Origin of the sequence: Stutzerimonas stutzeri (assembly GCF_038561965.1) — a bacterium.
GTDB classification, from domain to species: domain Bacteria; phylum Pseudomonadota; class Gammaproteobacteria; order Pseudomonadales; family Pseudomonadaceae; genus Stutzerimonas; species Stutzerimonas stutzeri_AA.
In genome coordinates this window covers 4,043,301-4,062,985 of the sequence record NZ_CP139348.1, presented here as the reverse complement: position 1 = coordinate 4,062,985, position 19,685 = coordinate 4,043,301, and the positions used below count along the sequence as shown (strand labels likewise).

Genomic DNA, 19,685 nt, shown 5'->3' with positions numbered 1-19,685 from the left:
CACCTGGCGCGAGCGTAGAGAACTATCAGCAGGTGCTGGAAACCTACCGCAAACGCAGTCGTAGCGCCGCTTCGTGGAGTTGAGCAAGCCAAAGACCTTTGATTTCTTGGCTGGTCAGGTATACGTTACATTTCATAAAAATTGTCGCGTATACAGAACATGGACTACTCCCTCATCACACTGCGCCTTGGCGAGCAGCTTCGGCAGCGCCGTCTCAATCGCGGGCTGACTCAAGCCGCGCTCGCTTCCCTGGCCGGCATCACCCGGCAAAAGGTTATCGCCATCGAGAAGGGCGACCTCTCGGTGGGGATGATTGCCTATGCGCGAGTGCTGGCAGCCCTCGACGCTGAGCTCAATGTGGTGCCGGCAGCCATGCCCACGCTGGACGAAATCCACGGAGTATTCGACTGATGACAGCCGTGCTGCAGGTTGCAACGCCAGAGGGTGACAGCGGGAAGATTCTTACCAGCGCCGGAGACTATCTGTTCCGCTACCGCGAGGACGCAGAAGCAAAGGCCGCCATCAGCTTGCTCATGCCGGTGCGCCTGGACGAATTCCGCCATCGGGAGCTGCACCCCATTTTCCAGATGAACCTGCCGGAAGGGTACGTCCTGGAGCAGCTGCGCAACCGCCTGGCCAAGGTGGCGAACGTTGACCCGATGTTGCTGTTGGCGCTGTCTGGTAGCAGTTCGCCTATCGGGCGGGTGGCGGTCAGCTCGCCTGAGGTCGATGCGCTGTTGCGCAGGCAGCAGTTCCCCGGAGAAAAACTCGAAGAAATCCTCGCCTGGGACGGTGCAGAAGATATTTTCGCCGGCCTGGTGGATCGCTACATCCTGCGTGCCGGCATATCGGGCGTGCAGCCGAAGGTGCTGGTGCCAGAGCATCCGGATTCAGCGCCACAGCGCTTCACCTCGAAAACCTCTGACCTGATCATCAAGAGCGGCCGCGATGAGTTCCCGGGGCTGGCGATCAACGAGTTCCTTTGCATGTCTGTGGCCAAGGAGGCGGGCATTGCAGTGCCGGAGTTCTACCTCTCCGCCAATGCCAAGCTGTTCGTAATGCGCCGCTTCGACAGGGATAAGCAGCTCAACCCCATCGGTTTCGAGGATATGGCGGCATTGATGGGGCTGGCTGCGGAGCAAAAGTACAGCAAGAGCTATTCGGCCATCGCCAAGGCCGTCCGCCTGTTCTGCCCGCCCGAACAGGTGCAGAGCTCATTGGCGCAGCTATTTGCCATGGTGGCCCTGAGCTGCATCGTCGGTAATGGCGACGCCCATCTGAAGAACTTTGGGCTGCTGTATTCCGACCCGACCCAGCGCGATGCGCGACTCGCCCCGGCCTACGATATCGTCAACACCACGGCCTATATTCCAGAGGACGTATTGGCGCTGGACCTTGTGGGCAACAAGTCGCTGTTCGCCTCGCGCCAAGGGCTGCTGGACTTCGCGCGGGTCTGCGATGTGGCGCAGCCGGAAGAAGTGATCCGCAAGCAGTTGCAAGCACTGGAGCGGGTGCTAGCTCGCTCAACTGAGCTGGGCGAGCAGGCACCGCATGTGGTCGCGGCAATCAGGCATTGTGCTGAGCCATTTATGCAGACGTTTGGCTAGCCCGCTTGGGGCGACTCCAGAGAGTGCCGCCGGATACGAAAAAGCCGCGCAGTGCGCGGCTTTAAAGGTGGTGGGCCCACACGGACTCGAACCGTGGACCAAAGGATTATGAGTTGCCTGGAAACACTGCAAAGCCCGTGAAATCGGGCGTAGCTTAGCGCAGGTACAGTGAGCTGAAGGCAGCGCCGTAGAGCGGTTCGAGCGAAATTAAGCGAAAGCTGTAAAAGCTGGGCACTGTACCGCCAGTGGACTGTTTTTTGTACCGCGAAACGGTCAGGTGTTGATTAGGGAGCCGTTACCAACGCTGGGGTACATTACTTGCCCGCTCACACAAGCGTGGCAAGCAGGCATCGATATAGTTGCGGTAATGTGCTGATCTGTGGCTCGTGCGCGCTCAGGATTGAGATTGCGGTGGGTGGGCAGCAGGGAAAGACCAGGTTTAATTTCCTAAGCCATGGTCTGCCCCATTGCCTTCACAGGCTGATGTCAGAGCTTCGAGCAGGAATACTGCTTCTTAATATGCGAATGCATACGTGTGCCTTTTGAGCCCGAATCCATGAGCCCTGTATATTCATATTCAGGAACGCCTGAATATTGATATACAGCCCCGTTGTTGTACTCTACTTCAAGAGTTTGGCTGTCAACGTCATAGCCAATTGAACAGACATTGCTTGATGTGACTGCGGTACGTTCCATTAGGCTTTTCCTTTGGTTTTGTTCAATAGTAGGGTTTACGGAATAGATCACCCTGCGTTTGGGTCCTGTTTACGCCAAGCTTCAATTAATGGCTTGTAATTCTCGTCAAGAACAGGCTCAGTCCAGCCGCCACTTCTTATACGATTTCCATTATTGTCCTTTGGTACTACGACTGCTGGATCGTCACTTTCAGGGCGCCTACCTTCAGGAGGTCGATCAATAATAGCTCTGATTGGCATATTGACGGCCTCGCCGACGATTAACGCTTCGCCGGTCCGGAGAATAGGTAGCATTGAAAAAAGGCCCTTTAAGTTGTCAGATGCGCAAGACGTAACTTGGGAGCGGTCTGAGTCGTTAGTCAGGCGGAGAGCAATAACAGTTCCGCATTGTGAGAGGATGGTTGTATCTATTTCAGATGGGCGCTGGCTAACCAGCATCAATCCAACTCCGTACTTTCTACCCTCTTTTGCGATGCGTTTTGCTGCTGTTGAAGCTCGGTTTCTTGCTTGTGGGCCTAAATATACGTGCGCCTCTTCAAGAACGACTAAGAGTGGCCGGCTCCTCCCGCCCTCTTTCTTCATTCGGCCCCAGAAGATTGAGTCATACAGTATTCGCAGAACAGCACCAACCAAATCGTCTACCACAGCGGTGGGAATGCCTGATAAATCAAATACTGAGATAGGTTTGTCCGCACCGATCCATTCTTCGAGCAGCGCGTCAAGATCCGCGACGGTCGTACCGTTTTTATCTGGCGCCCACTGGCCTGGGCGAAATAGAAACTGCATCCGAGGATCGCGAAGTTTGCTTTCGAAGCTATCGAGATGCGCGCGGGGTAAATCGCTATATAGCCCAGAATAAACTTTGTCAGGGTCATCTTTTACATCTTTTAATGGCCTGAAACGAGGTCGAGAAAGTAGATCGCCATTTCCCACTTGCTTAATTGGTGGCGTGCCGTCCTCTAAATATGCTCGTGTAGCCTCAGTCTGGTTCTGATTTTTACTAACGGAGTGGCTAGCGCAATGAAGCGAGTATAGGTCATGCCAAAGTTGGTACGCCGAGAATGGCAGAGGTGTATCAACTGTGATTGTGAGGTCGGGTAAGCCATGCGCAAGACCTCCGGCCTTAGCCGCGCGCTTGCTGGCTAGCAACTTTTCTTGCAATAAGGTCAACGGAGTACCGGTGACAGAGCCCATCGACAGAGAGATAAACTCTTCGGCTGTAAGTGCCCAAAACGGAACATGTAACTCCCGTTCTCCCGCATTTATGTCAGCGCCTACTCGAAATACACGAGCCTGATCACCAAACGCCTTTGCGTACTCCCCATGAAGATCGAACAACACCACGCGGGCAGACTGAAAGCGTGATCGATCGGAAACAGCGCCCAATATATTTGCTACTGCGTTTGACTTTCCTGAGCCTGTACTTCCGACAATGGCCGAATGGCGGGTAACTAGGCGGTTCATATCCAGGTATGCACGAATAGAGTCGGCGCTGGTAACGCGCCCCACTGCTACATAGCCATCGTCGTCCTCCGGCGCATAAACTGTTTTTAAATCGGACTCAGTGACTACATGTACTGAGTCTCCAATCGATGGGTATTGGGCGATACCGCGCTCAAATTTAGTCCCTCTTCGTCCTTGTCCCACGAGCTCTACCCTAAGCCAGCGATTGCCAAATTGAGGCGCAAGCTCAGGCGGGCCTGGCGCGGCACCGGCCCCAACTTGCGATATGACGCCATATAAGTCTACATAGCCAGATGGAATGCGAACAAAACCGCCAACTTGGCCAACTCGATACGCCTCACCATTTACGAATAGAAGCCCTCCCGGTGTGCTATCAGAAAGTTTCACGCTAATACTGGAACCATTGACGTCCTCAACACTTCCCAGTCGAGATGGATCAGAATTAAAGGGCGTGTTGCGCATCATGATTGCTTCCACCGCACAGTTGCTCAAGAAATAGACCGAAGTAGTGAAAGTCACCTAGGCGGCTTCGGGGCTGGAGTACTATAGGCTCGTCCTCGCCTACTTGTTCCTCTGTTAGCCACGGCTTGTGCTCATTTCCTCCAGTTGTCCCAGGACGGTATAGACCTACGCGGGTTCCCACTACTGCGCCGTCCCAGGCAAGGACCGTAAGGTTGCTTTGCTTTACGGCATATTCAACAGCTCTTGAGTGGTTATTGAGACCCGAATACATAAGGGCAAAGCATTGAGCGTTGCGATTGCCTCGCAAACCATCCAGTAGAACTTCATTCAAGTGCTCATCAAGGAAGGAGTAGCCACAGACTATTAATCTTGGAGCATCTTTCCCGTGGAAGAATGCTCGTAATCTGTCGAGCATTGCGAGGTATGGCATACGGCGGCTTTGGTCATACTTGAGGTGTGATGGGAATATCATGACCTTGCCTGCTTCAGCTTCCCGTGTGACGCGAACGACGCGCGTAACTTTCGCGCCGTTTACTATTTCTTCGCTTTTTTCCCAATTGATTGAGCCGTGTAGCTTCCACAGTCTCGTCCACCTTGACGGTATTACATCGTGCTCAATTGATGACAAGTCAAACCAGGGTTTATGCGATCCTACGAAGCCGTCGAAATGGGGAAGCGGATGTTGTTCAAATGCTTGTTCAAAAAGCACGTCGTAATTAGGTGTAAATATCTCAACGGGTGAGTCCCGGTGCACTCCGCCAATCCAGGACGCGAAGCGGTTGTAGGCGTTTCTGTATTCGGGCAATGGCTTACGAACTTCCACAGCGATCAGAAAGCAGATTTTTTCATCCAGTTCGCTGAGCTCCGTCTTCGTCATCCCCAACACTGCGGCAGTCCCTCGGCGATTGGCCAGAGTGCGTAGTTCCGTCAAAACATCTTCGACAGTCGGATCTTTTTCTGTATCCGATTTGCACTCAGCCCACAATGCATCCCAGTTCGCTTTGTATTTCGACTTCGCGACGGCGGCCTCGTCGATAGCTTGGAGGCCGGCAGCGATTCGCTTAGTCAGCTCCAGGACTGCCGGGATCAGGACGATACTTTTATTACCAGCTGCATCGTAGACGCCTAAGGGGCACCCAGCGCCAACAAAGCAGCCGATACGCTGCTTATCGTCTTGAAGTACCTGTCGTAGGTTTCGGGCCTGCTGTGCTGCGTCATGGATGGCAGGAAGGGCAGGGGGCGCAAATGCGCCGCCAGTTGTCGCCGCAGTTTGCGAAGGATTTGTGCTCGAAGTATTGGTCACAGCTTCAGTTCCCTTGGGCTTTATTATCTGGATACAACACACGATCAACTCTCGATGGTCGTGGTGAAATGCAATGCATATCTCAAGTCGCTGTTTCCGGGCTCCGGGCCTATATTTATTCAAGCCCCATTGGTGGGGCATCCACGATTTCCAACCCTACGCTGCGGCCTTTCATAGGCTCTGCATCGTCCGACACTTAGGAAATGCCGAGCACCCCCAAAACTTCGCCCCCGCTTTAGCTCCTGATTTCACTGTACGAATCAGTAACGCGCTGCCGCATTTAGGGCACTGCCGCTCGGCTGTTGGGTCACTACGACGTTTAACGTTTTGCACATGCTCGCGGTGGGTGGCGAGGGTTGGCGCGCGGCGGCCGGTTAGCAAGGCTCGCAGCATCGCGTCGACTTCAGCCTCGCTGAATACCGGCTGCTGGAATGACTTGATATCGCGGATAAAGCCGATGCCCTGGGTCACGTTGGGCGGCACTTCGGTTTTGAAGGTGCTGCCGCCGACAAAGGTGATTACCGAGTGCAAGTGCTCGGGGTCTACGCCGAGGGTGGCTTCCAGGGCTTTGAGGTGCTTGTAATTCTGCCGCAGCGGGTTCTGGAATTTGAACGTGCGTTTGTAGAGCTTCTGCGTCCACTGCGCCTGCTTCTCGCTGCCGAAGATCCAGCCACTCATGTTCTTCGTTTCCAGCACGAAGATGCCGTAGGGCGAGAGGAATACGTGGTCGATCTGCGTGGTGCCGTCTGGCGTATTCAGCGTGACGTTGTGCAGGCGGCGGTAGGTCCGCTTATCCAGTTGCCAACGGGCAAACAGCCGCACCAGGAGTTCACCAATATGACCCTTGGCCCAAGGCGACTTGAACAGGCCTATCAGCAGGAACAGCGGGATAAACCAACCCAGCGTGCCCCACACTTGCGCGATGATCGGGGTGAAGTCCATTTCTCTGCCTCGATTGATTCAGCAACTTGCCGGATCTTACCGAAAGCGAGTGTAGTTGAACGAACCTTTATTTCTGTTGATCTAGAGCCATTTCGATGCGCTGCCATTAAGGCTCGAATTCGTCATTTATCGCTCCTGCAGACCCTACACAGCGTAGCTAGTGAACCAATCCGGCACTTGGATTTTGCGTTGGGTATTGTTCATCCGCAGTAGGCAGCCGGAGCCAACCTTGCACCTTGTCATTTCCGAGATACCAGCGGCCGTCACGGTGGGCTAGGGCCAGACTTTCCCTGGAACGGCCAAAAGGCCCTGGGTTTTGTTGAGCTATCTCCAGTGCGTCGCTGCCGACGCTGGCAATGATCGCGACGTGCCCGTAGCGGTTGAGCAGTGAGGGGGCGAACACCAGTAAATCGTCTGCCTGCGGCGGCATGGTGCTGCCGTTGGTGAACTGCAACATGCCGCGCTTGGCATTCATGCTGCCATCACCGACGCGACGATCAAAGAAGTCTTTGGCATGCCCGTAGGTATCGGGCATGCGGTGGCCGTGGCGTTCGAAGTAGTAGCGTTTGACGAACTCAACGCATTGAAAGCGAAGCCCGAGGTTGTATCCGTCCTGAGTCAGGTTACGGCCTTGCACCGTATTGACCCCACCGTTGTAGTAAATGGCTACGCCGTTTAGCTCATCGAGTTGCTCGCCGATGGAATGCCGGGGATTGGGATCTATTCGGGTAACGGCGGCATAAACCGCCAGCGCGGCCAGCGGCAGTAGCGCACCGGCAATGAGCCAGGTGCGTAGGCGTTTTCTCATATCAAAACTCGCTGCCGCGGAGTTGGCGCGGCACTGTGGCAGTCAGTGTGCTTTACGCTCGAACTCGTCTATTTCGGCGAAGGCTTTACGGTGCTCGGCTTGCGAGGCGTAATCGCCAATGATTTCCTTGACGGCCTTCCCGGTGAGGTTCTCACCACTTTGAGCATCGCGAGAAAAGGTGACTGCAAAACGTCTACCGGCTAGATCCAAGTAGAGGTAGTAATAGTCTTCAGGCTTGTTCGGCTCGGCAAATGCGCTGTAGGCGTAGCGGATGCGATGGCCAAGCTCTGGAGGGTTAAGAACGAATGCCTCGGTATCTACGCTTTCGAGATCGCTGGCATCGAATGCCTCGGCTGCGGCATACGGGAGTTCGCTTAGCTGCTCGCGGGTAAACGGCTTGGGCTGGCTACGCAGCATGGTGACATTACTGGCGCCTCCATCGGCTTCAATGTTTCGCGTTTTGTACATACCGCGAGTAAACCACTGGCTCGCATCGAACATATCTTCGATTTCAAAGCCGCCGTAGTACATCATCATTTTCTTAGGCATCTCGCCCTCCTTGGCGTTTAGATTAGGCGCAGCGGCCAGGCTGACGGCAATAGCGGCGCACCCTAGTAGCTTTCTGATCCTGGGTTTCATTGCGGCTTGAACTCCAGCATCCTAGCCGGCACGCCAGTCGGCGAATCTACAGTCCAGGCGGGGCGAACGGGGTAGAACCCATGCGGTGAAAGTTCGCATGCGCACATGTTTAGTTTTGGCCGCGTCCGATTGTCGGGCGTGCATATCGGCCCGAGGCCTCAGATGTTGATTTCGCGTCCGCGAATTACCGACGCATGATGCCCATAGTCGTAGCGGGAATAGGTCAGGTTACTTCAGGTCGGACGGACTCCCTGCGTGTGACTACTATGCGACAGCATCAATGCTGCATAGCGAGCCTGTTCGGCTCACTGTCTAGTCAGGCCCAACCTGAGGCCTCATTGTTGAAACCTCCGCTATGGCATCACTTCGAGTTTATAAAGTCGTTCCACATCTTGCCCCGCGCATTGGGTGCCGAAGGTGTTCCCGTATACCAGTACGTCATAGGAACCGGTTTTAGTCGGTGTCCCTTGGATGAGGCCATGCTTTTTCCTTGTTTCATGGCTCAACGCCAAGCCTTCAGGCAGGGGGTGGGCTGGAGCCACTAGCAGTTTGCTAATAGGGGTGCTTGCGTCGACCACATCAACCCGAACGCTATATGGCGTCCCTACTTCGGCGATCGGAAGCTCCGTAGGCATTAATTTTGGTTCTGGTCTGGTAGCGCAGCCGGCAAGGACACTGCCAAACATCACAGCTTCACAGCCGGACAACATCATCACCAATCCGCCAATGGCGAATGACCTAAATCTCATGTGCATTTCCTTCTGCGTTATGGAATTCGGGTGAATACCTGGCCACCAAAAATCTTGTCGAGCAACTGGTCTAGCCGATAGCCACGGGTTACCAGATGCCCAACCATTCCCCAAGAGAAAAAGTTGGAGTGGGTAATTGTTTCTTCCAGCGATGTGGCGGGTGTGATGACGCCATTTGATGTTTCGGGAGTACCCTCCCACAAAATCCAGTGGTTCTTCCCGACCCCCGCCCCACCATCAACCATGGCCGCATTTACGAGCGACACAACGTGATGTGCGGTGGCTACAAAACCAAGCAGTTCGAGTAAGCGATCCAGGTTTACGCTGCCAAGCTGGATGTTGTTGAATACAACTGATGCGCCAGCTTTCACGAACCACGATTCAATCGCGCCAGGAAAGGTGATCCCTGCGGCCTGATCGTCCGGCGAGTCGTAGTTCAATAACCCGTTCTCGCTATCTCGCAGACTTGCCAGGGAGATCCAATCTATTGGGGGTATACGGTCGCCCGGTGCCTTGTTGCTAAAGTTCTTAGGGTTGCAGCAGGCATAACTGGGCTTGATGTGTAGGTGGCCAATTGTCGTTTCTCCCGTTTCCCACAAATCGATGATGGATTGCGCGTATAGGTCTGGCCTATCCATCAACAGTGCATAGAAGAAGACAGCAGGGCCACATAACGATGTTCGGTCTTGATCCGGGTAGACCGGAAGGCGCATCTGGCTATTGGTCTGTCTGCCGTGCGCGCGTGCGACTCGTAGCCGAAGCTGATCAAGGATTTGCTGCTTTTCGAATGGGTCTCCCGGACCTCCCTTGGGGTAGCCGCGATCATTAAACACGCGCCCTTTGGGCACTGAGTATTCGAAGTCGTCCAGGATCTTCTCGGCCGCAGCGATTCGATCTATCGCCGGCGTAGATGGGGCCAGCGGTGCGGCTGGCTGTGCGGGTTGTGCCGTGAGAGCCGTAGCCGATGGTTGCCTGTCTGGTGTCTTAACAGTAGCCGCTGCGGCTGCGGCCGCTGCCAGCGCTAGTGAGGTTGGCGCGGTGAAGGGTGCGGCTACTGGGGAGTCCCCAATGATCACGCTAGCTGATCCGCCGATGATCACGCTCCCATGGCCACCCGTGCTCCCAAGTGTCGCGGCGGGCAGGCCGTTGATCAATACAGTGCTTGCGACAGCCCCGACTATTGGGCTTCCGCAGGCTGACGTATCGCTCATCCGTGCAGCCGGCAGGTTATCGAAGAAGACGTTCGGTGAGCCTGCTGCGATGGGGTTTGTGCCATGGCCCGGCACTGGGCAAGAGGTGGGGTCAGTTTGGCGAGCCGCCGGTTTTCCGCTCATGGTGTTGCTCCCTGTTTACGTACGCGGATCCTACGCGTGTCGTCCGGCCAGCTTTTGTCGCCTTCGCTAAATTGTGGCGATGGTCACCGTCTGCTGTTAGGTATCTTGCGTCGGGTGAGGACCTTATCTGGTAGGAGGCTTGGGACTGCTTCTGCTTTTTAAAAGGCGTTTTCAACTTTAAAAGCACCCTGAGTTCGTCATCCGGTGCATCTCCAGCCTGACTGTGCTGTGCTCGTGGGTTGATTAAGGTGTGAGCAGTACTCCTCTGTATCTCCTCCGTCAGCGCTCACGCGATAACGTGTGCTGCGCCAACCGCCAGGCAGTCGCGCCAGGCAGCCCTTTTCCAGGAGCCCGCTTAAATGACGGGTAGCAGTGGCTTTGGAAACCCTGGCCGCGGTCTGGTATTGAGCGGCGCTGATACCGTCCTCAAAGCCTCGTTCGCCGCCATCCAGCAGGCGATTGAGCATTTTGATTTGTTCGGTGGAGAGGGGCTGGCCGCGGTGCTTCTGCCAGAAGCGAGCTTTGGCCAGCACTCTGTCGATACGGGCAAGGGCTTGCTCCAGACTCTTCGGTATCACCACCAATGGCATCGGGCATGCCGAGCAAGCGCCCCTGAGCGCAGGCGCGCAGCAGCGGGGCGTGTGCATCGGCCTGTCAACTGAAGTGCGGCCAACTGGGCTGCTGCCAGATCCAGCGTGGGTCATTCGGGGGCTGCTCGTCTGTGAGCCGATTAGTGAGGTTATTCGGCTCATATAGTGAGCCGAATAACCCGCCTACTCGGCTCGCTGTCGAACTGCAGGATTGAACTAGGGAGTGCGGGCCACTTTTCCATCGTGCACAAAAAAGCCGCGCAGTGCGCGGCTTTGGATTTGGTGGGCCCACACGGACTCGAACCGTGGACCAAAGGATTATGAGTCCTCTGCTCTAACCAACTGAGCTATAGGCCCCAAAAGCCGGCGGATTATACCGGCGGTGTCCTGGTGCGCCAACCTGCTTGGTGAAATTGAGTAGCCGTCGTAGCCACTATCTGCGTCAGGTTGCCATTCGGGGGCGTCTCGCTTTCGAAAAAATCTGTTTGATCTGAGCTGGATACGAGCCAGGCACCAACGCCGATGTGTTGGGGTTGAGCAGGAGCGCGCTTGGTCCCCAATGCCGCGAGAAGGAGGGACTGTCAAAAGTGAGCCTTACGGCAATGCTATCTACCTGAGACCGGTCACGGTCACATTAGTGGCCTACATCGAACTTCCTCGATGCGCTATGCATGGCATAACCGTTGTTAAGTAACTTTGCTTCAGCAGCGGTCTACTAGCAGGAGAGGCTTGTCATCCGTGGTGATGCTTGCCGTGATCCAGGACTGGAAGGCGAGGTAGACGGTGGTCGCAGTGTGGAAGGCTGGTAGTGCGCCTCGCCCATTTGGTGGGCAATGGGTAGCAAGCGAAAGCAGGATCGGGTCGCTAATTGTTTTCTGGTATGCCTGGCTCGGCGCGACCGCAGTTGCGCCTAGGTGGAGTGCTGCCCTGCTTGCTTCTAATACTGTGCTGAATCCGTTGTTGGCGGTAACTGCGGTAAAGCGCTTGTGATGGAAGATTGCCCGTCTGTTACCGCGCAACACGAGAAGACCATCCAGTATTCCCTGATCATCGCGACGCTGCATGACGATGGCGACCTGGCGCTGTGCCTGGCGAGCTTGGTCGGCCAGGTGGATGCACCGATGTTCGAAGTGATCGTCGTCGATCAGAACGGCGATGACCGTTTGCTTGAGGTCGTCGACCAGTTCTCTGGGCAACTGCTCATCACCCATGAGCGTGTCTCGTTTCGAGGCGCAAGCCGCGCGCGCAATTTGGGTGGCAGGCTGGCTCGAGGTATCTGGCTAGGCTTTCCTGATGACGATTGCAGGTTGCTGCCCAATGCGCTGAGCGAAGTAAGTCGCGTCGCGCGCGATCCACAGGTTCAGGTGATTACTGGCCAAACCATTGATGAGGCAGGGGCCCCGAATGTGCTGCGTTGGAAGCAGGCACCGACTGTGTTTTGCCGGCGCACGATGTTTGGTTGCCTGACCGAGGCGACGCTGTTTGTTCGTCGAGACTTGTTCATCCTGACCGGAGGGTTCGACGAACGATTTGGCCCCGGTGCGCCTTATCCCGCGGCGGAGGGCATCGATCTGATGCATCGCATGTTCGAACATATCGGCTCCGGTAAGGCTTGTTACGACCCGCAAATCAAGATGCGTCATCCGAGCAAGATTCCGCCATGGAACCGCTGGGCCGTCAGTCGTTTCCACTCCTATGCAATCGGCGACGGTGCGTTGATCGCCAAGAACCCTAAACCTCACATTCTCAACTGGGGTTTGCGAGCTTTGGTTTCGGCTCTTTTGCAGGTTTTTTCGTTCAAGGGCTGGAAGAGCGCAGCGTTCGCCGCGCGGATTGTCGGCCTGTTCAAAGGCTTCGTTACCTACCATCTCGCATCCTGGCGCAAATGATATGCGCGGTCTGAAGTACATATCCTGGGGCGATACCACCGGCTACGCAGTCGCTGCGAAAGCCTATGTTCGAGCGTTGGTCGACGCAGGCGTCGTCCTGACTTGGACGCCCATGATGCCGGGCGCTGCTCAATACGAGGCGGTGACCAGCAGCGTCTGGCCCTGCGCCAAGCTGGCCTCGGTCTGCAACAAATCGATTGAGTACGATCGGGTACTCATCCATACAGTGCCGGAGTATTACCCACCTATCATCGAGCGGGAGCGGGGCAAGAACCGGCTCATCTTCGGTTATACGGTATGGGAGCTGGAGCGCCTGCCGGAACACTGGCCGGCCATCCTCAATCGGCTGGACGGAGTGATCGTCCCCTGCAGGTGGAATGTCGAGGTGTTCCGCCGTTCCGGGGTGACGGTGCCGATCCACGTGGTCGCGCATCTTTCTCAGTTCGATGATATTCCTCTGGCTGGCGAGGCAGCCCACGCGGCGTTGCGCGCTCGTTTTCCCCGTTCGCTGAATCTTGACGGGCGCCAGGTGTTTTACAACATCGGGTTCTGGTCGCATCGCAAGGCGCCTTACCTTGCGCTGGAAGCCTATTGGCAGGCGTTCGATGTGGATGATCCGGTGCTGATGATCCTCAAGACCAGCCGCCAGGACATCACGCGCTGGCATCGGCATTGGCGCAACGGGTTCCGCTTGAGCCATCCTTCGCCAGCCACGACGGTCGCCGAAATGGCCCGGCGTTTCCCTCGTGCGGCCACGGTCGCACTCATCGAGGACGAGTCGTTGGATGACGCGCAAATGCTCGCCCTGCATGAATTGGGTGATTGCTTCATCTCGCTCGCACGCGCGGAAGGGTGGGGCCTGGGCGCATTCGAAGCTGCACGCCTTGGCAAGCCGGTGGTAATGACCGCCTATGGCGGCCAGCAGGATTTTCTAAACCCTGCGTTCAGCTATCCCGTTGATTACACGCTTGTGCCGGTGCATGAACCTACCTGGGCCGCTAGCTACAAGCCGAGCGATCAATGGGCCGAACCCTTGGTGGCACAGGCTGCCGCGCACCTGCGTACGATCCATGCTGACCCGCAAAGCGCGCAAACACGTGCGCGCCACCAAGCGGAGCGTATCGCCCACGACTTCTCCAAGGGCGCAGTGACCGATGCGTTGGTCGAGGTGCTTGCATGACATCGGCACCGACCATTCCCAACGTGTTTCATTTCGTCTTTGGCCTGCGGGAGCAAAGCGAACCGTTTCACTTGATGTATTACTTGTGCCTGGCGTCCTGCATTGAGGTGAACCGGCCTGACGAGGTGCATTTTCATTACCACCATGAACCCCATGGCGAATGGTGGGAGCGGATCAAACCGAAACTGCGGCTGCGCAGGATAGATCCGGAAGGTTTCGTCGCGGCATACCGCTACGACGATCCGCAGATCGCTGCGTTTCGCTATGCGCATCTGGCAGATTTTGCTCGGCTGCGCATCCTGCTAGAAGAGGGAGGCATCTATGCAGATATCGATACGCTCTTCCTGCGACCGTTCCCCTCATCCTGGCATTCGCGTCAGTTCATTCTCGGCGAAGAGAAGGCGCCCGCAGCGGCGGCGGATGGCCGCTCGCTGTGCAACGCCTGGATCGCCTCCGCTCGTGGTGCAGCGTTCTGCCGTCGCTGGTTGGATGGCATGGAGGAAGCCTTCGATGGCAGTTGGAGCAACCATTCGACGCTCCTTCCATATCAGCTGAGCAAGGCCTTTCCAGATCTGGTGGATATCCAGCCGCCCAGTGCGTTCTATGCCCTCGACTGGACCCCGCGCGGGATCGACGATCTCCTGCTGCGCGACGTAGTGCTGCCGGACCGGGCCTACAGTCTGCATCTGTGGAATCATCTATGGTTCGCCGAAAAACGGCTGGACTTCAGCCATTTCCACGCGGGGCTGCTTACGGTTGATTACGTGGCGTTTGCCAACAGCACCTATGCCCGCCACGCCCGTCGCTTCCTGCCAGAGGATGTCGCGGTCAGTCGCGCGGCCTATTGCCGACAATACGCAATGTCGATGCTGCGCCATCCGCGGCACGCGGTGCGCGCGCTGCTGGATGGCCGATGAGTGCGCTGAGCAAGGGCAGCAACAGCGAGTGGAAACTTCGGCAGCTCGTCGGCGCCCTGTCACGCTTCCTGTCACCGCGGCATAAACGTCAGCTCCTGCTCGTGTCGCTTTGCGCCTGCGGTTTGTCGCTGCTCGAGATGCTGGTCGCCGCGAGTATCATTCCTTATGTGAGCTGCCTCAACGATAGGTGCCCGGTGGTGGTGGAGACGGTCATCGCCCGCATGGGGTGGTCGACAATACCGGCACTGAGTTTCGGTTTGTTCTTACTGATCCTGGCCAAGCTGGCCTCGCAGATATTGCTCAACTGGATTGGCGCTCGTTTCAACCAGCAGGTTCAGCACGATACGGTCAATCGCCTGCTCGATGGTTACCTGCATCTGGATTGGCTGGGGTTTCGCAGCGAGAGCCGCACTCACTACTTTCGCCGCTGCGCGACCACTGCTGTAGATGCCGCCTACGTAAGCCATCTGTGCGTGGTGATGATTTCTTCCGCGTTGATGTTGCTGTTTCTAAGTGGCCTGATGCTGTGGCAGTACCCACTGGTTTCGATTCTCCTGGCCGTTCTCTTCCTGATCCTGAATGCCTTGACCCAGGGCTTGCTGGGGCATGCCCAGAAGCAGGCGGCGCATAACCGGGAGAGTGCGTTGCAACGCTGGAACGTTGGCATGGCAGAGGCCTTCGCGTCGTTTAGGGAGGTCCGCGTTTACCGGCTGGAGAGGTTCTTTCTCCAGCACATCAACCGTGCGCTGGATGACATGGCTGGCGCCAATGTGAAACTGAATTTCTATCCTGCCTTGCCTCGGCTGGTATTGGATTTCGTCGTACTCAGCATTTTGTTGCTGACGGTATCTGTATGGATGCTGCTGCAGTTGCCCTTGGCCGATCTGCTGCCGCAGCTGATCTTCTATGCCGTGGTGGCCCGGGCTATGTTGCCGGCGATGATGAACCTGCTCAGCACGCGAACCGGGCTGTACGGCGCCGGGTACAACATCGAGCTGGTGCTGAATGAGCTTGAGCGGACGACAGCGGGGCGCACAGAGCAGGTGGGGGTTGTCTCGCACCCAGCCGATACGTCCTGCTTTAGCCTGGATTGCGTGACCTTTCGCCATGCGCCGCACCTGCCGCCGGTGCTGGTTGATGCAAGCCTGAACATTGCTCATCCGTCCTGGTTGGCCATTGTTGGACCGTCTGGGAGCGGCAAGAGCACCCTGATGGAGCTGCTCTGTGGCATCCATACACCGCAAGCCGGAGCGGTACGTCACGCCTGGTCCCTTGCTCGGCCACCGGGCATCGCTTACCTGCCTCAGCATGTCGCTCTGCTAGATGGCAGCGTCATGCAGAACGTCGTGTTCGGCTTCGACGCTGGCGACATTGCCCGTGTCGACGCTGCGCTGACGCTGGCCTGCCTGAGCGAGGTGGTCGGCCGATTGCCGGGCGGGCGCGATGCGCAGGTTGGCGCGGACGGAGCGCGGCTCTCCGGCGGCGAGCGGCAGCGGCTGGCATTGGCTCGAGCGCTTTACCGGGAACCTGATCTGCTGTTGCTGGACGAAGCCACATCAGGGATCGACGAGACAAGCGAAACCCGTTTGCTGTCCAGCCTGCGTCGCGAACGTCCGGGCATGAGCGTTGTGTACATCACCCATCGCAGCGGCAATCTGCGCTTCGCTGACCAGGTGCTGCGCCTGCGGGACGGCACATTGGGGGAGGTCGTGACGCCATCGCCATGAACGAGAAGCCCGTCGCCATTTTTATTTCGCCCGTTCTGCCACTGCCAGGCGGCTCTGGACGTGCACTGCGCGCCTGGGACTGGTTGCAGGCGCTCGCTCGCGAATATCGGGTCCATCTGATCGTGCCGGGTGCAGACGCCGATTGGCCGCCGATTCCTCTCGACTACCCTGCCGAGCGAATCTGGCCGCTGCGGTCAGCCACGGCACCCACGAGGGGGGTATATCGATTGGTGGGGCTTTGGCTGCCGTTTCTTGCCCGTTATTCCCGGCGCCTTGTGACGGACTGGCAGCAACCGACCTCAGTGACGGCGTTGGACTTCTTGGTATCCCACCTGGCCGAGGAACCGGTTCGGCGCATCGTCGTCTTCAGACTTTACCTGCACGAAATTGGCGAGGTTCTATCTCGGCGTTTTCCCGCTGCAGCCATCGATCTCGATCTGGACGACCTTGAATCAAGCACCCGCCTGAGCGTTGCTGGTGCGGCCTGGCGAATCGGACATTATCGTGAGTCGGTCTGCGGTCTCTCCGTTGCGCTGCAATACCGAGTGGTCGAACGCACCCTCAAACACCGCTACCGGACTCTTTACCTGGCGGCAGAAGAGGACTGCCGCCGCATGAGCAACACCGCGACAGCGACCGTCGAATGCCGGGCCAACCGCATTGCCGTGTCGGACGTGCATCCACCAGTGCCTGCGGGGGGTGAACTCGGCCTGTTGTTCGTCGGCACCCTGAATTATCCCCCTAACGCAGAGGCGGCACGTGTACTGGTGCAGGAGCTAGTGCCCGAACTGGCTGCAAGATTGGAACGGCCATGGCGGCTGCGCATCGTAGGCCGGCATGCGTCTCCCGTTCTCACGCGGTTGCTGCAGACCACGCCCCATGTGGAATTTTTGCCCGATGTGCAGGATCTCGCGGCCTGCTATGCCGCGACTCACGTCGTGCTAGTCCCTTTGCGATCCGGCGGCGGTACCAAGTTCAAGACATTGGAAGGGCTTGCGCACCGTCGTCCAGTGGTATCCAGCCGCCATGGCGTGCGAGGACTGAAGTTAACGTCGGGTGAGCACTTCCTGCTGGCCGAAACAGCAGATGAATTTGCCTCGGCGGTCCTGCATCTGGGCAGCCACCCTGAGGCCGCCGAACGCATTGCCGCAGCAGGCTGGGCGCGTTGCTGGGAGCAGTACCGCACCCCATGAAAACGCTGTTTATCCTATCTATTGCGTCGGGCTACGGCGGCGCGGAGCGCAGTGTCGAGATCATCGCTCGACACGTTCCGGCCGATATCTATGTCCGGATTTTTGTAGCGAATTCAATTCATCTGGAACAGCTCACTCGGCCGGGCACCTTGCCCAGCAACGTAACAGTGATCCGAGTACCAGGGGGGGAGACACGCACGGACAGACGGCTAAGCGCACTGCGTCTGGTTGCGGAGTGTCTGCGCTACCGCCCGCACGCATTGCTGCTCAATACCCAGGCATCCGCATTGATCGCGGCTATGGCTGCCAGGTTCGTGACCTCTCTGGGTGCCCGCTGCCACCTCTACGTGCGCGACTTTCTGTGGGAAGACATCGACTTCATCTTCAAACGCTTGCACGGCGTGCGTGTTCTGGTGCCGGATGCCGTGGTGGCTGAGCGGCTGGGCTACCTCAGCCCCTTCCACCTGCAGCCGTTCGGGGCATCGCCCTGGACCGTCGTGCCGGACATGGTAGAGATGGAGGATGGAAACGTTTCGTACGGGGGACCGATCCTACACCTCGCCACCGTGAACCCCTGGAAGGGACATGTAGAGCTGGCAGTTGCGCTGCAGTACCTGCATGCACAGCGCCGACCAGTCTCGTTGATCTCCTGCGGTATGAGAACGGATCCAGCGCTATGGGAGCGGCTGATGAAGCTGGTTGACCGGGTCGGCCTCAGTGGCAGCTATAGATTTGTCGATTATGTGCCCGATCCTTCGCCGCTCCTGCGGACCTGCTGCGCAGTAGTGGTGGCATCGGTACCGCACTCCGGTGGCCCTGAGGCCTTCGGTAGGGCCGTGATCGAGGCTTGGGCGCATCGAAAGCCCGTGGTCGCGTATGCCGCTGGTGCGCCGGCGCGGCTGATCACTCATGAAGTAGACGGGTTGCTGGTGCCTCCAGGCGACACTCGCGCGCTGGCCGAGGCCCTAGCGCGCATCGTTACCTCTCCGCATTTGTGTCGTCGTCTTGGTGAGGCAGGCCATGCCAGGGCGGCGCAAACCTACGAAGCGCGTCTGGTTACGCTGCTTTTGCTGGATCGCCTTGTTGGGGGTGACTGCCCATGACGCCAACGAGATGGGTGCTGCACGACTATCTGCAGGTCAGCGGAGGAGCGGAGCGTCTGGTCATCTCTCTGGCGAACGGTCTGGACGGATTCTCTTTAGGCGTTTCCGGGATATATCCAGGGTTTCTCGAGACGGGCGAGCGGTCGATCATGCAGCCGTGGGTTATCGGCAGTCCGGCGCTGCGAGTGTTGCCCCGCATTCCGCGCGCGTTGGCCGCGTTTGGATGGGGTCATTCGTGGCTGGGCAACGCCGAGTGCGTGATATACAGCGGACTGTATGCTCCGCTAGCAGTGCTGGGACAACCGCATGGAAGGCGGATCTACTACTGTCATACTCCGCCGCGCTTCGCGTTCGACTTGATGGAGACCTATCTTCAACGAGCTCCCGCTTCGTTGCGGCAGTGCCTGCGTCTGGCGATCTCGCGTTATCGCTCGGCCTACCTCACGGCCATCCGTGCCATGGACGATGTGTTAGTCAATTCAGCGCATGTTCGGGAGCGTCTGTTTCTGCAAACGGGCATCGATGCCCGAGTCGTCTATCCACCAATCGACACCCAACATTTCCGTTATCTCGGGCAAGGTGACTATTACATCTCGCTCGGACGGCTCGAGCCCAACAAGCGCATAGACCGCATCGTCCAGGCGTTCCTGAACATGCCAGACAAGCACTTGGTAGTGGCATCTGGCGGCTCACAGCTGGGGGCCCTGAAAGCGCTCGCAGGCGATGCTCGCAATATCCGCTTCGTGGGTTGGCTGGGTGAGGCCGAGCTGGCGCACTGGGTGGGCCATGCCATCGCTGCTCTATACGTGCCCAAAGACGAGGATTTCGGCATGTCAGCCGTCGAGGCTATGGCGGCAGGCAAGCCGATCGTTGCGGTGAATGAGGGTGGCCTGCGGGAAAGCGTCATTCATGGCGCCACCGGTTTGCTCCTCGATTCCGATCCCTCGCCGGAAGCCATCGCCGATGCTGTAAAGCACTTGTCCGGCAGCGTGGCGCTCGCAATGCGCCCGGCTTGTGAGCATCGCGCGAACGACTTTTCGTTGAGTCGCTTTATCTCAACCTTCGACGCCATTGTCCGGTAGG

Annotated in this window: 16 protein-coding genes, 1 tRNA gene and 2 pseudogenes; 9 read left to right on the top strand and 10 right to left on the bottom strand. The window is 57.5% G+C overall.

All coding sequences use genetic code 11. The annotated features are described in order from the left end of the window. Positions 1-159 precede the first annotated feature (159 nt). The gene (locus SM130_RS18840; protein ID WP_102820714.1) at positions 160-411 is read left to right on the top strand and encodes a helix-turn-helix transcriptional regulator; all 252 of its coding nucleotides are present in this window, start codon (positions 160-162) and stop codon (positions 409-411) included. Further along, positions 411-1,607, top strand: coding sequence for a type II toxin-antitoxin system HipA family toxin (locus SM130_RS18835; RefSeq protein ID WP_102826204.1), 1,197 nt, complete (start codon positions 411-413; stop codon positions 1,605-1,607). Before SM130_RS18840 ends, SM130_RS18835 begins: the two co-directional genes overlap by 1 nt. A 486-nt stretch (positions 1,608-2,093) precedes the next feature. Here the strand turns inward: SM130_RS18835 and SM130_RS18830 are convergent, their stop codons facing one another. The 10 genes and pseudogenes from SM130_RS18830 to SM130_RS18790 all read right to left on the bottom strand — a co-directional run bounded on the left by SM130_RS18830 (position 2,094) and on the right by SM130_RS18790 (position 10,950). Then, positions 2,094-2,303: a KTSC domain-containing protein gene (locus SM130_RS18830; RefSeq protein ID WP_102826203.1), complete on the bottom strand. Its 210-nt coding sequence runs from the start codon at positions 2,301-2,303 to the stop codon at positions 2,094-2,096. Between the two features lie 47 nt (positions 2,304-2,350). Beyond that, entirely contained in the window at positions 2,351-4,231 is a 1,881-nt protein-coding gene (locus tag SM130_RS18825; protein WP_256044937.1) for an ATP-binding protein, read from the bottom strand. Continuing rightward, a complete protein-coding gene (locus SM130_RS18820; RefSeq protein ID WP_256044938.1) occupies positions 4,209-5,531 on the bottom strand; it encodes an SIR2 family protein in 1,323 nt (440 codons plus the stop codon). Before SM130_RS18820 ends, SM130_RS18825 begins: the two co-directional genes overlap by 23 nt. 171 nt (positions 5,532-5,702) lie before the next feature. Next, positions 5,703-6,473 carry a nuclease-related domain-containing protein gene (locus SM130_RS18815; RefSeq protein ID WP_102826202.1) on the bottom strand — a complete coding sequence of 257 codons (771 nt, stop codon included), beginning with the start codon at positions 6,471-6,473 and terminating at the stop codon, positions 5,703-5,705. Positions 6,474-6,630: 157 nt separating this feature from the next. After that, on the bottom strand, positions 6,631-7,281 hold the full coding sequence (locus SM130_RS18810) for a CHAP domain-containing protein (protein WP_102826201.1): 651 nt from the start codon (positions 7,279-7,281) through the stop codon (positions 6,631-6,633). Positions 7,282-7,323: 42 nt separating this feature from the next. Next, positions 7,324-7,830, bottom strand: coding sequence for a hypothetical protein (locus SM130_RS18805; RefSeq protein WP_102826200.1), 507 nt, complete (start codon positions 7,828-7,830; stop codon positions 7,324-7,326). A 443-nt stretch (positions 7,831-8,273) separates the two neighbouring features. Further along, positions 8,274-8,555 (bottom strand): putative Ig domain-containing protein, encoded by a 282-nt coding sequence (locus SM130_RS22355; protein ID WP_423835169.1) that lies wholly within the window; start codon positions 8,553-8,555, stop codon positions 8,274-8,276. Positions 8,556-9,706: 1,151 nt separating this feature from the next. Beyond that, positions 9,707-10,003, bottom strand: a pseudogene (locus SM130_RS18800) (PAAR domain-containing protein); the annotation flags it as partial. Positions 10,004-10,287: 284 nt separating this feature from the next. Next, positions 10,288-10,572 (bottom strand): annotated as a pseudogene (locus SM130_RS18795) (DUF4172 domain-containing protein); the annotation flags it as partial. A 301-nt stretch (positions 10,573-10,873) separates the two neighbouring features. Beyond that, a tRNA-Ile gene (locus tag SM130_RS18790) sits at positions 10,874-10,950 on the bottom strand. A 632-nt stretch (positions 10,951-11,582) separates the two neighbouring features. Between SM130_RS18790 and SM130_RS18785 the strand changes: the two genes are divergently transcribed. The 7 genes from SM130_RS18785 to SM130_RS18755 are packed head-to-tail and all read left to right on the top strand — an operon-like array spanning position 11,583 to position 19,684. Then, the gene (locus SM130_RS18785) at positions 11,583-12,482 is read left to right on the top strand and encodes a glycosyltransferase family 2 protein (RefSeq protein ID WP_102826198.1); all 900 of its coding nucleotides are present in this window, start codon (positions 11,583-11,585) and stop codon (positions 12,480-12,482) included. Position 12,483: 1 nt separating this feature from the next. Continuing rightward, positions 12,484-13,662, top strand: a complete 1,179-nt coding sequence (locus SM130_RS18780) for a glycosyltransferase (protein WP_102826197.1) — start codon at positions 12,484-12,486, stop codon at positions 13,660-13,662. Then, positions 13,659-14,579, top strand: coding sequence for a glycosyltransferase (locus SM130_RS18775; protein WP_102826196.1), 921 nt, complete (start codon positions 13,659-13,661; stop codon positions 14,577-14,579). The genes SM130_RS18780 and SM130_RS18775 overlap by 4 nt, the downstream gene beginning before the upstream one ends. Then, a complete protein-coding gene (locus SM130_RS18770) occupies positions 14,576-16,306 on the top strand; it encodes an ATP-binding cassette domain-containing protein (RefSeq protein ID WP_102826195.1) in 1,731 nt (576 codons plus the stop codon). Before SM130_RS18775 ends, SM130_RS18770 begins: the two co-directional genes overlap by 4 nt. Beyond that, positions 16,303-17,499 (top strand): glycosyltransferase family 4 protein, encoded by a 1,197-nt coding sequence (locus tag SM130_RS18765; RefSeq protein ID WP_102826194.1) that lies wholly within the window; start codon positions 16,303-16,305, stop codon positions 17,497-17,499. Before SM130_RS18770 ends, SM130_RS18765 begins: the two co-directional genes overlap by 4 nt. Continuing rightward, entirely contained in the window at positions 17,496-18,602 is a 1,107-nt protein-coding gene (locus SM130_RS18760; RefSeq protein WP_102826193.1) for a glycosyltransferase family 4 protein, read from the top strand. Before SM130_RS18765 ends, SM130_RS18760 begins: the two co-directional genes overlap by 4 nt. Next, a complete protein-coding gene (locus SM130_RS18755) occupies positions 18,599-19,684 on the top strand; it encodes a glycosyltransferase (protein ID WP_102826192.1) in 1,086 nt (361 codons plus the stop codon). Before SM130_RS18760 ends, SM130_RS18755 begins: the two co-directional genes overlap by 4 nt. Position 19,685: the final 1 nt, after the last annotated feature.

Bases quoted from the DNA above. Each gene is read 5' to 3' on its own strand.
- SM130_RS18840 (WP_102820714.1), top strand. From the start codon at position 160: ATGGACTACTCCCTCATCACACTGCGCCTTGGCGAGCAGCTTCGGCAG.
- SM130_RS18835 (WP_102826204.1), top strand. From the start codon at position 411: ATGACAGCCGTGCTGCAGGTTGCAACGCCAGAGGGTGACAGCGGGAAG.
- SM130_RS18830 (WP_102826203.1), bottom strand. From the start codon at position 2,303: ATGGAACGTACCGCAGTCACATCAAGCAATGTCTGTTCAATTGGCTAT.
- SM130_RS18825 (WP_256044937.1), bottom strand. From the start codon at position 4,231: ATGATGCGCAACACGCCCTTTAATTCTGATCCATCTCGACTGGGAAGT.
- SM130_RS18815 (WP_102826202.1), bottom strand. From the start codon at position 6,473: ATGGACTTCACCCCGATCATCGCGCAAGTGTGGGGCACGCTGGGTTGG.
- SM130_RS18810 (WP_102826201.1), bottom strand. From the start codon at position 7,281: ATGAGAAAACGCCTACGCACCTGGCTCATTGCCGGTGCGCTACTGCCG.
- SM130_RS18805 (WP_102826200.1), bottom strand. From the start codon at position 7,830: ATGCCTAAGAAAATGATGATGTACTACGGCGGCTTTGAAATCGAAGAT.
- SM130_RS22355 (WP_423835169.1), bottom strand. From the start codon at position 8,555: ATGCCTACGGAGCTTCCGATCGCCGAAGTAGGGACGCCATATAGCGTT.
- SM130_RS18785 (WP_102826198.1), top strand. From the start codon at position 11,583: ATGGAAGATTGCCCGTCTGTTACCGCGCAACACGAGAAGACCATCCAG.
- SM130_RS18780 (WP_102826197.1), top strand. From the start codon at position 12,484: ATGCGCGGTCTGAAGTACATATCCTGGGGCGATACCACCGGCTACGCA.
- SM130_RS18775 (WP_102826196.1), top strand. From the start codon at position 13,659: ATGACATCGGCACCGACCATTCCCAACGTGTTTCATTTCGTCTTTGGC.
- SM130_RS18770 (WP_102826195.1), top strand. From the start codon at position 14,576: ATGAGTGCGCTGAGCAAGGGCAGCAACAGCGAGTGGAAACTTCGGCAG.
- SM130_RS18765 (WP_102826194.1), top strand. From the start codon at position 16,303: ATGAACGAGAAGCCCGTCGCCATTTTTATTTCGCCCGTTCTGCCACTG.
- SM130_RS18760 (WP_102826193.1), top strand. From the start codon at position 17,496: ATGAAAACGCTGTTTATCCTATCTATTGCGTCGGGCTACGGCGGCGCG.
- SM130_RS18755 (WP_102826192.1), top strand. From the start codon at position 18,599: ATGACGCCAACGAGATGGGTGCTGCACGACTATCTGCAGGTCAGCGGA.